The organism is Bacteroides faecalis, from assembly GCF_003865075.1.
GTDB lineage: Bacteria > Bacteroidota > Bacteroidia > Bacteroidales > Bacteroidaceae > Bacteroides > Bacteroides faecalis.
On sequence record NZ_BHWB01000001.1, the window covers coordinates 150,638 to 163,658 of the forward strand.

General features: G+C 39.5%; 12 protein-coding genes. 8 read left to right on the forward strand and 4 right to left on the reverse strand.

What is annotated here, in order from left to right; translation table 11 throughout:
- Positions 1–34: 34 nt before the first annotated feature.
- Positions 35–598: a DUF4348 domain-containing protein gene (locus EJF25_RS00635; RefSeq protein ID WP_125039597.1), complete on the reverse strand. Its 564-nt coding sequence runs from the start codon at positions 596–598 to the stop codon at positions 35–37.
- 78 nt (positions 599–676) lie between these two features.
- A complete protein-coding gene (locus tag EJF25_RS00640; protein WP_125039598.1) occupies positions 677–1,960 on the reverse strand; it encodes a DUF2851 family protein in 1,284 nt (427 codons plus the stop codon).
- Positions 1,961–2,043: 83 nt separating this feature from the next.
- On the opposite strand from EJF25_RS00640, the gene dapB reads away from it, so the two are divergent.
- Genes dapB through EJF25_RS00665 form a run of 5 tightly spaced genes read left to right on the forward strand, consistent with a single transcriptional unit; the run spans position 2,044 to position 8,035 of the window.
- Positions 2,044–2,808 carry a 4-hydroxy-tetrahydrodipicolinate reductase gene (dapB, locus tag EJF25_RS00645; protein ID WP_125039599.1) on the forward strand — a complete coding sequence of 255 codons (765 nt, stop codon included), beginning with the start codon at positions 2,044–2,046 and terminating at the stop codon, positions 2,806–2,808.
- 35 nt (positions 2,809–2,843) lie between these two features.
- The gene (gene lepB / locus EJF25_RS00650) at positions 2,844–4,334 is read left to right on the forward strand and encodes a signal peptidase I (protein ID WP_125039600.1); all 1,491 of its coding nucleotides are present in this window, start codon (positions 2,844–2,846) and stop codon (positions 4,332–4,334) included.
- Positions 4,322–5,263, forward strand: coding sequence for a signal peptidase I (gene lepB, locus EJF25_RS00655; RefSeq protein ID WP_125039601.1), 942 nt, complete (start codon positions 4,322–4,324; stop codon positions 5,261–5,263). The genes lepB (EJF25_RS00650) and lepB (EJF25_RS00655) overlap by 13 nt, the downstream gene beginning before the upstream one ends.
- Positions 5,264–5,298: 35 nt before the next feature.
- Positions 5,299–7,410: a C10 family peptidase gene (locus EJF25_RS00660; RefSeq protein WP_125039602.1), complete on the forward strand. Its 2,112-nt coding sequence runs from the start codon at positions 5,299–5,301 to the stop codon at positions 7,408–7,410.
- A 1-nt stretch (position 7,411) separates the two neighbouring features.
- The gene (locus EJF25_RS00665; protein ID WP_125039603.1) at positions 7,412–8,035 is read left to right on the forward strand and encodes a WbqC family protein; all 624 of its coding nucleotides are present in this window, start codon (positions 7,412–7,414) and stop codon (positions 8,033–8,035) included.
- 274 nt (positions 8,036–8,309) lie between these two features.
- Here EJF25_RS00665 and EJF25_RS00670 read toward each other — a convergent pair whose 3' ends face one another.
- Together EJF25_RS00670 and EJF25_RS00675 are read right to left on the reverse strand one after the other, a co-directional pair.
- Entirely contained in the window at positions 8,310–9,407 is a 1,098-nt protein-coding gene (locus EJF25_RS00670; protein ID WP_125039604.1) for an SGNH/GDSL hydrolase family protein, read from the reverse strand.
- Between the two features lie 82 nt (positions 9,408–9,489).
- Positions 9,490–10,710 carry a M16 family metallopeptidase gene (locus tag EJF25_RS00675; protein ID WP_125039605.1) on the reverse strand — a complete coding sequence of 407 codons (1,221 nt, stop codon included), beginning with the start codon at positions 10,708–10,710 and terminating at the stop codon, positions 9,490–9,492.
- Between the two features lie 105 nt (positions 10,711–10,815).
- On the opposite strand from EJF25_RS00675, the gene EJF25_RS00680 reads away from it, so the two are divergent.
- From EJF25_RS00680 to EJF25_RS00690, 3 genes are read left to right on the forward strand one after another with little or no spacing between them, the layout of a single operon-like run.
- Positions 10,816–11,349, forward strand: a complete 534-nt coding sequence (locus tag EJF25_RS00680) for an LOG family protein (RefSeq protein WP_125039606.1) — start codon at positions 10,816–10,818, stop codon at positions 11,347–11,349.
- Positions 11,350–11,393: 44 nt separating this feature from the next.
- The gene (locus EJF25_RS00685) at positions 11,394–11,999 is read left to right on the forward strand and encodes an SIS domain-containing protein (RefSeq protein WP_125039607.1); all 606 of its coding nucleotides are present in this window, start codon (positions 11,394–11,396) and stop codon (positions 11,997–11,999) included.
- Complete coding sequence (locus EJF25_RS00690; protein WP_125039608.1) at positions 11,987–12,907, forward strand: carbohydrate kinase family protein; 921 nt, start codon at positions 11,987–11,989, stop codon at positions 12,905–12,907. The genes EJF25_RS00685 and EJF25_RS00690 overlap by 13 nt, the downstream gene beginning before the upstream one ends.
- The last annotated feature ends 114 nt before the right edge of the window (positions 12,908–13,021 follow it).

Consider the following 13,021-nt stretch of genomic DNA (forward strand, 5'->3'; position numbering starts at 1 on the left):
AATAAGAAGGCTCATTTTAAAGATTCAACCTCCTTTAAGGATGCAACTCTTTAAAAGCTGCATTCTCTTCCTGAACATGCTGAATAGTCTGTTTCAACTCATCGATAGGCAAATCATAACCATACCAACCCGTATAGCAATCTACCACATACCACTTTCCATCTGTTTTCAATTCAAACTCAACACGTAAGTCTACCTCCGATTCTTCATAACCGGCTTCGAAAACTTTATACTTAGGTTCGTTTAATGTGAATTTCGAAACATATACTCCACCTTCATCTTGCGTAATGCGTTCTTCTTTCAACATTTCGCTATCCAACAACGGCCATTTTTCTTTGGTAAAAGGAAAAGTTTTCTCCGTTTCCCCGTCATCTGCCAACAAAGTAATCGGAGTTTTCAATGGAAACTTGATACGCGTATACTGAAAAACAGCACTGGAAGTAAACTTATTCAGGAATGAGTTGAAATCCTCTCCTTCTTGTGTCATGACGGTTGTCCCGCCAGCCTTCAAATTGGAACAAATACCATAAGAATACAGTGACACACCTGTCAGTAACACTGTGATAAACAGACAAAATACAAACCTTTTAGTACTCATATAATAATAGATAAATGAATAAATATCAGTGGTATTTCAATTCACGACACAAAGATAATGACAAGTTCAATATTTCAATCATTTCTTGCGTAAATACTCATAGCCGAAACGACAATATAAGCATTTCCTTTTATCGCAATATTCTTTTTGGAGTTGGATTAACGCTTGACTATCTGCAGCAGTAGTAACAGGAAGGCCCGCATCACTCCACGATCGGATTATATGATTGTTTTCAGGTTTCAGTTCTTCAAGAAAACGTCCGGCACGGTTACACATTCCCTCTTCAGCTTTATGTAAGCCATAAGTATACAAAAAAGGAACGACTGTATTTATGACAATCAAATCCAAAGAACGCTCTCCCATTGATTTTTCTTTATGGGAAGAAGTACGCCCGAAAACAAAATGATCTTCCCAATAAGAGGAAGTACGGGTAGCCAATAATGTACGGACTTCATCCAAGGTTTCAGCCTCCAGAAGCCGAGAAAAAAGTTTGTCTGCTTTATGATAAAGATACCCCAACTGAGCCAAACGAATATATGGAAAGTTCTCCGGACGCAGGCGTAAGAAACGCCATAAAGTGACATTCATCACCTTTGTAAGCTCAAACTTATGTTGCATGTAACGGAACTCTTTTCGTAAACGAAGACTATACTCATCTTCCTGTTCTTTTTTCAAAAAAGTCTCTTCCAATAACCCTGCCTGTCCAAAGAAAAAAGCCTCCACCTGAAATAGGTCATCCCGATGTTTATCTATTGCACGAAACGGAAGCATACACGCCCAGGTTTCAAAAGCATCACCATTCAAACCAAAACCGTAATTACGAGCAAGGGTAATGAAAAATGCATCTTCCCAATGATTATTGCAAAGTTTTAAACGATGAGTAATCAACTCTGCTTTTTGTTCTAAACGTTCTGTTTGCAAAGCGGTTAGCCAGGAATGGACAATCAGCTTCGGCAATGAACCGAGAATGGAAAGACAAGCCGGATATTGTTCAGCCTCACAGAGTTCCTGATAATGAACACGTACATATTCGGGACACTCTAACTGTAACTGAGGAATTGATTCACCATTCAAACGGATTACCTCCGTATCGATATTAGAAGCTATATGCAAAATGACAGAATCATAAGCTTTATCGTGGTCGTGTCCATGACGATACCAATCGGAAGAGTGTGTATGAATTTCGACGTTGCCGGCCCATAATGTGCCATTTATTTTTAGCTTTACGTTAAAAAAGTCTGGTCCTGAATTAGAATTATGCAGTCCCGAATCAATGACTTCGACTGGCAAGCCTGTGGTCGTTTGCAGTACTTTGAGAGGAAATAATTTGTGTTTCCACACATAGTGGAGAAGATGTTCCATGTTAAGAAGACGTTAATATAGAGCACAAATGTAATAAAAACCTTATATTTGCGACTATTATTTTGAATATAAGTCAGAAAACGATGAAAATAGCATTAATCGGTTACGGAAAAATGGGCAAAGAGATCGAAAAAGTTGCCCTCAGTCGCGGACATGAGATTGTCTGCATTATCGATATCAACAATCAGGAAGACTTTGAATCGGAAGCATTCAAATCTGCTGATGTAGCCATTGAGTTTACTAATCCGATGGTTGCTTACAATAATTATATACGTACTTTCAAAGCCGGAGTAAAATTAGTATCGGGCAGCACCGGGTGGATGGCTGAACATGGTGAAGAGATTAAGAAACTTTGCATGGAAGAAGGGAAAACTCTCTTCTGGTCGTCCAATTTCAGTTTGGGAGTCACTATCTTCTCTGCAGTAAACAAGTATTTGGCGAAAATCATGAACCAATTCCCGGCTTATGATGTCACGATGAGTGAAACTCACCATATCCATAAACTGGATGCTCCAAGTGGTACTGCTATCACATTGGCTGAAGGTATTCTGGAAAACTTAGACCGTAAAAGCGAATGGACAAAAGGTACATTTTTAGCACCGGATGGTACTGTTAGCGGCACTAACGCCTGTGCTTCTAACGAACTTCCTATCAGTTCTATTCGTGAAGGAGAAGTGTTCGGTATCCATACAATCCGCTATGAATCGGATATAGACAGTATAACTATCACTCACGATGCCAAAAACCGCGGTGGTTTTGTTTTAGGCGCAGTTCTCGCAGCAGAATATACGGCCCAACACGAAGGTTATCTGGGTATGAGTGATTTATTTCCATTTTTAAACGATTAAGCTTTCTATTCAAGTTCTATATAAACTAGTTAGTTATGAGACAAGCCACACGCGCACAATGGATCAAATGTGCCATTGCTATCATTCTTTATCTCGCCTTCCTCATCTGGGTACGAAGCTGGTGGGGATTAATTGTTGTTCCTTTCATTTTCGATATTTACATCACTAAAAAGGTACCTTGGTCATTCTGGAAAAAGTCTAAGAATCCGACAGTACGTGGTATTATGAGCTGGGTAGATGCCATTGTATTCGCATTGGTTGCCGTTTATTTTGTGAATATCTATATCTTCCAAAATTATCAGATTCCCTCTTCTTCTTTAGAGAAATCACTGTTAGTAGGAGACTTTCTATATGTCAGCAAAATGAGCTACGGGCCACGTGTACCGAACACTCCGCTCTCTATGCCATTGGCGCAGCATACATTACCTATTTTCAACACCAAATCTTATATCGAATGGCCACAATGGAAATATAAACGTGTCCCCGGCTTTGGAAAAGTTAAACTGAACGATATCGTTGTATTCAACTTCCCCGCAGGAGATACTGTGGCAACGAACTTTCAGCAAACAGAGGATTTCTATTCGTTGGCTTACAGAGTAGGAAAAGGTATCTATTCCAAGCCAATAAATATGGATAGCCTGAATCGTGAGCAACAACGATCTATCTATGATTTATATTATGCAGGCGGACGTAAACAGATACTGGCAAATCCACGTGTTTACGGAGATGTAATAGCCCGCCCCGTAGACCGTCGCGAGAATTACGTAAAACGTTGTGTTGGCTTACCGGGAGATACCCTTCAAATTGTGAACGGACAAGTAATGATTGATGGCAAAGCTATTGAAAATCCGGAAAATCTTCAATTCAATTATTTCGTTCAGACAACGGGACCTCTCATTACTGACAAAATGTTCCGCGAACTGGGTATCAGCAATGACGACAAATGGTTGTTGGAAGATAGCAATTATGAAGGTACACTATTGAATATGGGACTGGATGGACGCAACGAACAAGGAGCATTAAATCCTGTCTATCATCTTCCTCTAACTAAAAAGATGTACGACACGCTGTCCGGTAACAAAAAGCTTATAAGCAAAATTATCATGGAACCGGAAGATGAAATGTTTGCCGGTCAAATGTATCCGTTGAATCTGTATACCAAATGGAATCGTAATAATTACGGTCCGATCTGGATACCTGCCAAAGGTGCTACTATCACATTAACAGAAGAAAATTTACCTATCTACGAGCGTTGTATCGTAGCATATGAAGGTAACAAACTGGAAGTGAAGCCGGATGGTATCTACATTAATGGTGAAAAGACTAACCAATATACCTTCAAGATGGACTACTACTGGATGATGGGCGACAACCGTCACAACTCTGCCGATTCACGTTATTGGGGCTTCGTTCCCGAAGATCATGTGGTAGGTAAACCAATTGTTGTCTGGTTATCACTCGACAAAGATCGCGGATGGTTTGACGGTAAAATTCGTTGGAATCGTATTTTTAAATGGGTAGACTAAAACATTTCACATGGATATTGGCACTCGCCGGAGCAATAGTTATCGTGCTTCTGCTCCGGGGATTTGCTTTTACGTCCTGTCTCATTCCCTCCACCGGCATGGAGAATTCCCTTTTTGAAGGCGAACGCATCATCGTCAATCAATGGAGTTATGGCTTGCGGATCCCCTTAATGTCTGTGTTCTCTTATCATCGTTGGTGCAAACGTCCTGTGAAAAAACAGGATATTGTAGTTTTCAATAATCCCGCAGCTATCCAACAACCGATTATCGACCGCCGGGAAATCTATATCAGCCGTTGTATCGGTACACCCGGCGATACATTACTGATAGATTCTCTTTTTACTGTAGTCTCTCCTGAAGCTCAATTCAATCCGGACAAAAAAAGACTCTACTCATATCCTGCCAATAAAGAGAATCTGATGACTTCACTTATGAATACCCTTTCCATCACTGACGACGGACTAATGGGTAACAATGACAGTACGCATGTACGCAGTTTCAGCCGTTACGAGTTTTATTTGCTCGAACAAGCCATCAACAATCAAAACTGGCTTCAGCCTCTAACTGAAAATAAAGATAATGATCCGAAGCCACTTATCATTCCCGGTAAAGGAAAAGTGCTACGAGTATATCCCTGGAATATCACTTTATTACGGAACACCCTTGTACTGCATGAAGGAAAACAAGCAGAAATCAAAAACGACACACTCTACGTAGACGAAAAGCCTACACAACATTGCTATTTTACCAAAGACTATTACTGGATGGGAGCTAATAACTCTGTCAATCTCTCTGATTCACGTCTATTCGGATTCGTTCCACAAGATCATATCATTGGAAAAGCATCACTTATCTGGTTTTCTAAAGAAAAAGGGACAGGTATAACAGACGGATATCGATGGAATCGTTTTTTTAGAACGGTAAAATAATACAAATCGACTCTAATACAAAACACATAAAGATTATGAAAAAGGTAAATACTATTCTGTTATTCATACAGGTATTGCTGTTCTCACAGTCACTTTTCGCGGCTCCGATTGATGATAAGACAGCTCTCGAAATAGCAAACAAATTTCTGTTTGACAATAATAAAAAGGCTCTTCGTGATTATGAACATCATATTCTCACTTCCAGTCAGCTTTATGTAATCAATTACTCGCTAAAAGGCGAGCCGAAGGGATTCATCGTTGTAGCCAATGAGGATAGTATGCCCTCGCCTGTATTGGCATTCTCCAAAGAAGGCAGAATAAATCCTAATAATAGTATCATGCAATCCATCCTGAAACAATATAGCAAAGAGATATCAGAATGGAGAAAAGGGAAAACTCAATCTGCAAAAGAAGAGACTATTTATTATCAAAAGAAAAATTCTTCTTGCCCACCCCTGCTGAAAAGTAGTGTTCTCTGGAATCAGAACTTTCCTTACAACCTGCTGATGCCAAGAGATGCCGATGGAAAAAGATCACTTGTAGGATGTACGGCTATTTCTATGGCGCAAATCATGAAATATTACGAGTATCCGAGTCATGGAACAGGGACTTTCACTCATACAAAACCTACAAAAAAAGGAAAAGCATTCTCGGCAACCGTCTGTTATGATTCGTTGTCTATCAACTGGAAAGCTATAGCAGATAACTATAATCCTGAAGACTCCGTAGCTGCCTCCACCACTATCTGTCCCCTACTTTACCATTGTGCCGTTGGGGCAGAAATGATTTTCGGGTCAGAAGCTTCGACAGGTTTCAGTGTACCGGCTTCTAATGCTTTTGTCAGATATTTCAACTATCATCCCGGAACATATCATTTAGCTAAGCACACATTAACTGACAGTCAACTTCAACAGCTCCTCTACCGGGAAATGGAAGCCGGACGCCCGGTGCTGTGTTGCGGACACCAGCATTTTTTTGTCTGTGACGGGTTCATCGATGACTTTTTCCACTTCGACTGGGGATGGAAAGGATCAATGAATGGCTATTTCAAGCTTTCCGCTTTAAATCCGAACACAGAGAATTTCCAAATGATGACTCATCTCACTGTAAAGATACGTCCGAGGAACTTTGAAGAACATCATAAAGCTGTTAATTTGGTCCAACCGGGAACCCTAAACCAACTTATCTCAGATAACGAAGTACAAACTCTAACTTCGCTCACCATAACTGGCAAACTAAATGCGAAGGACTTCCGACTACTACGAAAGATGGCAGGAGGAAGCGACTCCGTCTGGGAAAGCCCTGGAGAGTTACGCATATTAGATCTGTCAAAAGCAGAAATAGTAACCGATTATGAGAACTATTATTTTAGGAAAGATCTCCGGAAAGCAAACTGGACAAGATGGTTTAACGGCAAAGACACTCCTGATGGAAATCCCAAAGAATTTAAGTTTGCAACCATGGATGAAAAAGAATGGGAACTCTTTTGCCAACTTGGAGGGAATATCGACAAGGGAGGATTCTGGAAGTTTGTAAAAGAAGGAAACGATTACTTTTTGCAATATCATACCGTTTCAAATATTATTAGTGAAAACATATTCAAAGATTGTACTAACTTGCAAAAAGTCCTATTGCCTAAACAAATTATCAGTATTAAGCCATTCGCATTCGATAACTGTATTTCCCTACAATCGATACGAATTCCATCTCAAACAGAAGATATAAGTTCAAAAGTATGGATGAACTGTGTTTCCTTGGAATCTATCTCAGTAGACCCTGCTAATCCTTATTTTTCATCTAAGGACGGAGTTTTATATTGCAAGGACTTCATAACATTGTTATATTATCCACCTCATAAAAAAGATTCTACTTATATATTACCACAAAGTGTACAAAGATTATATACTTATGCTTTCAATGAGAACCAATTCTTACGGAAAATAAGTTTATCGAAAGGAATCAAGAGAATCCTTCCATATACCTTTTCATTCTGTCCCTTGCTCCACTCGGTCAAACTCCCAGAAGGGGTAGAACAAATTGAGCCTAACGCTTTTTTCAGGTGTTCAAAGCTATCTGAAGTCAATCTTCCGGCAAAGTTTCAGAATGCAAAAGGATCAATATTTGTCCAATGTAACCAGTTAAAATAGAATGAAAACAGCTTATTTATCATCCGCCTATTTGGCTCCAGTAGAATATTACACAAAATTAGCAACCTACGATAAAATCTATATAGAACAGTATGACCACTATATGAAACAGACTTATCGTAATCGTTGTACCATTTCCGGTCCTGATGGTGAATTGGCTCTCTCCATCCCTACCGTTAAGCCTGATACATTGAAATGTCCAATGAAAGATATCCGTATCTCCGATCATGGTAACTGGAGACATCTTCATTGGAATGCTATTGAGTCGGCCTATAATAACACTCCCTTTTTTGAATATTACAAAGATGATTTCCATCCTTTTTACGAAAAGAAATATGAGTTTCTAATCGATTTCAACGAAGAATTGTGCAATTTGATCTGTAAATTGATAGATATTCATCCGAATATAGAACGTACTTCGGAGTATAAAATGGATTTCTGTCCTGAAGAAACTGATTTTCGTGAACTTATTCATCCCAAAAAAGACTTTCGAGCTTTGGACCCTGAGTTTATCCCGCATCCTTATTATCAGGTATTTGAAGCTAAACTAGGTTTCCTACCTAATCTAAGTGTCATAGATTTGCTCTTCAACATGGGTCCGGAGGGTCTGTTGATACTACAATAGAAAATGGTCCGCTCAAGCAACACTCTACAATAGAGTTTATTAATGGCAATTATCTTACATCTTGCACTCCAATACCTCCAATAGACTGACTAACAGAAAGAAAGTGGTGTGCAAGATGTATGTTGCAGATGTGTGTAAGATACTTTATCTTGCACACATTATATCGTCCTGATTTTAGTTATCCGGTTAAACCTAACCATCCGAATTCAAGTTGTGTACATTTACAGCTTGAGTTACTAAGCGAATAGATAATTACAAATGAATCATAAATTTATCACTCTTTATCGAACTTAACCTTTAGAATCTTACTAAGATGAGGCTTATACTTCTGTAACATTCTGTCAAATCCCAGATCATTTGGATGAACTCCGTCGGTACTTCCTTCATGATCTGTTCCCAAGAAATGGTCTTCTTTTATAAAATACAGATTCTTCACATTATTCTTTCGCAATATTTCTATTTGCTTGGCAATAGCTTCATTCTGTTGTTTCACCCACTTTTTTACTTTCCGGTCAAAGTTTCCTTTTTCCCGTATCAAAGTTTGTATTACAATAATGGGTGTATCCGGATGTTTACTGCGTAATGTCATCACAAACTCTGCTGCCCTCTCAGTTATCTCAGTTGGCGAAGGATTAGGAATACAATCCAGAATAAAAGCATCCGCATCAATATCGGCAACCATATCAGCTACCTCTTTCTCCATTTTACCGTTACCGCTCAAACCCAAATTAATAAAATTATACCCACTGCTACGAGACAATCGCGATGAATAAGCCATACCCGGACGGCTAGCAGACGCTCCTTGCAAAATACTGGACCCATAAATCACGATTTTATTTTTAAACGGATTTTGTCCTGCACGAATGTACGAATCAGAGGTTGTTCCTATCTCCAAGTTTTTCAGTTCATCATATAGAGGAAGGTATAACAGACATTCTTTTTCTTCAGTCCCCATGTTATCGACTAGCGTACCTTCCGAACTAACACCACTGGGAGAGCCTACACCTGCAAATTGCCATTTTCCATCGCGCTTAATATATAAGTCCAATCCTTTTTGAGCAATTCCTGTCATATTGCCCATCCGACCGCTATTAGTTACTGTCCATTTTGCTTTGATCACCGGGCTGTTCGTTGTAAAGCAAATAGCTAGTCCCGCCGAATTTGTGAACAGTCTTTTCACTACAGGAGGCATCTGATTATATTTCGCAGTATCTACCCGATGGAAATATTCACCTCCCGGCATTGCCTTACCTACTAATAAAAGTTCTTTTGCAGAGGTATAATTAAAGTCAGACTTTTGTTGTTGCCCAAATATCGAAAAGGGAAGCAACAAGAATAAATAAAGACAGAAATTTCGTGTTAAGTTTTTCATGGGGGGTATATAAAATTAGGTAATTAATAAAATCAGTTTTAATAACTCACAGAATTTATCATCCGATAATAATACTATAAAGTTACCGATAAATTAATGTAGATAAATACTCTTCTGCAAACATTTCATTAGCAACTTCTAGTAATTGTTCCGAAGTCAGTGATTCAATACGTTTGAAAACAAGCTCCGAAGATTCATATTTATGATAATGTAAGAAAGTCTTCGCCATTCCCAACGCATTGTTTTCAAAATTGTCCGAAGCCACACCGATCTGTCCAATCAGTTGCTTTTTGGCAGCTGCCAATTGTGAAGAGGTCATCTTCACATCACGCATTCGTTTCAATTCTTTATAGGTTAGTTTCAGACAAGTATCCATATCTTCAATATCTGTTCCGAAATAAATGCAAAAAGCACCTGTATCAGTATAAGAAGTTAGGTTTGACTCCACATTATACACCAGCCCCCGACGTTCACGAAGAGACACATTCAATCGACTGTTCATCCCGGGACCTCCCAGAATATTATTCAGCAGATATAAAGCCGACCTCTTATCGTCATAGGCATTATATCCACGACTTCCAATCATCACATGTGCCTGATGCGTATCCTTTGAAACCACCAAATGCTCCGGTACATAAAGAGGGGGAGCAATCCGTTGATTATCCATTGGTATTCCAGGAATATCAGACAAATATTTTTCTGCCAGACGAATGATTTTCTTGAAATCATATTGCCCCTGCACAAAAAAGACCATATTACCGGGGCGATAAAACCGACGGGTAAATGAAAGAACATCCTCGGTTCGAAAACTGCGAAGCAAATCCGGCTTACCCAAAATATTCCTTCCCAAAGGATGATTACGGAAAATCATATCCTCGAAATCATCAAAAATGAGCTCCGACGGATTGTCTTCATACGACTGAATCTCGTCAATGATCACTTCCGTTTCTTTCTCAATTTCATGCTGCGGGAAAGTAGAATGAAACACAATATCTCCCAGCAACTCAAGTGCCCGCTCCAGATGTTCGGTCAGGAAAGCAGTGTAAACCACCGTTTCTTCCTTATTGGTATAAGCATTTAAATCACCTCCCACATTCTCCATACGGTTTAGGATATGCCATGCTTTCCGTTTCTCAGTCCCCTTAAAAATCAGATGTTCCACAAAATGCGCCATTCCTTGCTCATTCTCAGCCTCATCACGTGTTCCCGCATCGATAGCAAAACCACAATAAGATACTTTTGAAAGGGTTGGTTCATGTATAATGCGCAGGCCATTTTGCAACGTATATTCGTTATATTGCATTGTTTTCTACTTCCTTATTGAATTAATACCGCAAAAATACAATAAAACTTATTGTCGTTTATAGAAAATTGCAGATATTTGTAGACTATAATAGTAACAACGTGTATGAAAAAGATAGGAATTTTCTGCTCAGCCTCCGAAAACATTGACAAAATGTATTTCGAAAGCGCCCGCCAAATAGGGAAATGGATGGGAGAATCTAATAAAACGTTGATTTATGGAGGAGCGAACCTCGGGCTGATGGAATGTATTGCCGGTACGGTAAAAAAATACGGAGGAACGGTGATTGCCGTCGTCCCTTCTAAATTGGAAGAGAATGGAAAGGTAAGCAAACACCCGGATCAGATAATCCATACACAAAACTTAAGTGACCGCAAAGACATCATAACGGAAGAATCGGATATCTTGGTTGCCTTACCCGGAGGAGTGGGAACACTCGACGAGGTTTTTCATGTAATTGCCGCAGCTTCTATCGGATACCATCAGAAAAAAGTAATCTTCTACAATGAATATGGATTTTATAATGAGCTATTGAAAACACTTAGCACATTAGAAGAGAAAGGTTTTGCCCGGCAACCCTTTTCAACCTATTATGAAGTTGCCGAGACATTAGACGAATTAAAAGAAAAAATAAAATAACGTGCCCAAACAACAGACGGACACAATCAAGCACCCAACAAATTATGATAGATTCTATAAAACAACTTTTGCAGCAGGAAGCACAAGCCGTACTAAATATCCCAGTTACGGACGCTTATGAAAAAGCTGTAAACCTAATAGTTGAACAGATCCACCAAAAAAAGGGAAAGTTAGTCACTTCCGGTATGGGGAAAGCCGGTCAGATTGCGATGAATATCGCTACTACTTTTTGTTCGACAGGGATTCCTTCTGTCTTTCTGCATCCTAGTGAAGCACAACACGGTGATCTAGGCATTTTACAAGAGAACGATTTGCTACTGTTGATCTCCAATTCGGGTAAGACAAGAGAGATTGTCGAACTGACTCGTTTGGCTCACAATCTGAATCCTGATTTAAAGTTTATCGTCATCACAGGAAACCCCGATAGTCCACTTGCAGATGAATCCGATGTTTGTTTGAGTACAGGGCATCCGTCAGAAGTTTGTACACTTGGGATGACGCCTACTACATCGACCACAGCTATGACTGTTATCGGTGATATATTGGTAGTACAGACCATGAAAACGACCAAATTCACCATTGAAGAATATTCTAAACGTCACCATGGTGGCTATTTGGGAGAAAAATCAAGGTCATTATGCGAAAAGTAGTCGGTATCGGAGAAACGATCCTCGATATCATCTTTCGGGGTGAACAGCCTTCTGCAGCCGTACCAGGAGGCTCTGTATTTAACGGCATCGTATCCTTAGGGCGAATGGGAGTCAATGTTTCTTTCATTAGCGAGACGGGCAATGACCATGTAGGCAATATCATCCTGCAATTCATGCGCGAAAACCATATACCAACGGATTATATCAATGTGTTTCCGGATGGAAAATCACCGGTGTCCCTTGCTTTTCTCAACGAGCAAAGAGACGCTGAATATATCTTCTACAAAGATTATCCCAAACAACGTCTGGATGTATTATTTCCCAAATTACAAGAGGATGATATCGTAGTAGTCGGCTCTTATTATGCGTTAAACCCCGTATTACGGGATAAGATTCTGGAACTACTCGACCAGGCACGTGAAAAGAAAGCAATTATCTATTACGATCCCAACTTCCGCTCTTCACACAAGAATGAAGCGATGAAGTTGGCTCCTACTATTATCGAGAATCTGGAATATGCAGATATTGTACGCGGTTCAACGGAAGATTTCTTCTATATGTACGGCATGCAAGATGTAGACAAGATATACAAAGATAAAATAAAATTCTATTGCCCTCGGTTTATTTGCACCGCAGGAGCCGAGAAAGTGGCTTTGCGTACAGGAACTGTTAGTAAAGATTATGCAATAGAACCATTGGAGGCTGTCAGCACCATCGGAGCGGGAGATAATTTCAATGCTGGATTAATCTATGGATTACTTAAATACGATGTACGATATCGTGACCTGAACAATTTGAATGAGGAAACTTGGAACAAAGTGATTCAATGTGGAAAAGACTTTGCCGCAGAAGTTTGCCGCAGTTTCAATAACTCGATATCTGTAGAATTCGCAGAGAATTACAAATAAGACAGAGAATTAATTCTCACTGATATTCCTACGGATCAAAGCTTTATAAAAGTTCCTATCAAATTATCATAGAAACTTCAATTTGATAGGAACTGCTTTTATCATTACGACTAA

Bases quoted from the DNA above. Each gene is read 5' to 3' on its own strand.
- EJF25_RS00635 (WP_125039597.1), bottom strand. From the start codon at position 598: ATGAGTACTAAAAGGTTTGTATTTTGTCTGTTTATCACAGTGTTACTG.
- EJF25_RS00640 (WP_125039598.1), bottom strand. From the start codon at position 1,960: ATGGAACATCTTCTCCACTATGTGTGGAAACACAAATTATTTCCTCTC.
- dapB (WP_125039599.1), top strand. From the start codon at position 2,044: ATGAAAATAGCATTAATCGGTTACGGAAAAATGGGCAAAGAGATCGAA.
- lepB (WP_125039600.1), top strand. From the start codon at position 2,844: ATGAGACAAGCCACACGCGCACAATGGATCAAATGTGCCATTGCTATC.
- lepB (WP_125039601.1), top strand. From the start codon at position 4,322: ATGGGTAGACTAAAACATTTCACATGGATATTGGCACTCGCCGGAGCA.
- EJF25_RS00660 (WP_125039602.1), top strand. From the start codon at position 5,299: ATGAAAAAGGTAAATACTATTCTGTTATTCATACAGGTATTGCTGTTC.
- EJF25_RS00665 (WP_125039603.1), top strand. From the start codon at position 7,412: ATGAAAACAGCTTATTTATCATCCGCCTATTTGGCTCCAGTAGAATAT.
- EJF25_RS00670 (WP_125039604.1), bottom strand. From the start codon at position 9,407: ATGAAAAACTTAACACGAAATTTCTGTCTTTATTTATTCTTGTTGCTT.
- EJF25_RS00675 (WP_125039605.1), bottom strand. From the start codon at position 10,710: ATGCAATATAACGAATATACGTTGCAAAATGGCCTGCGCATTATACAT.
- EJF25_RS00680 (WP_125039606.1), top strand. From the start codon at position 10,816: ATGAAAAAGATAGGAATTTTCTGCTCAGCCTCCGAAAACATTGACAAA.
- EJF25_RS00685 (WP_125039607.1), top strand. From the start codon at position 11,394: ATGATAGATTCTATAAAACAACTTTTGCAGCAGGAAGCACAAGCCGTA.
- EJF25_RS00690 (WP_125039608.1), top strand. From the start codon at position 11,987: ATGCGAAAAGTAGTCGGTATCGGAGAAACGATCCTCGATATCATCTTT.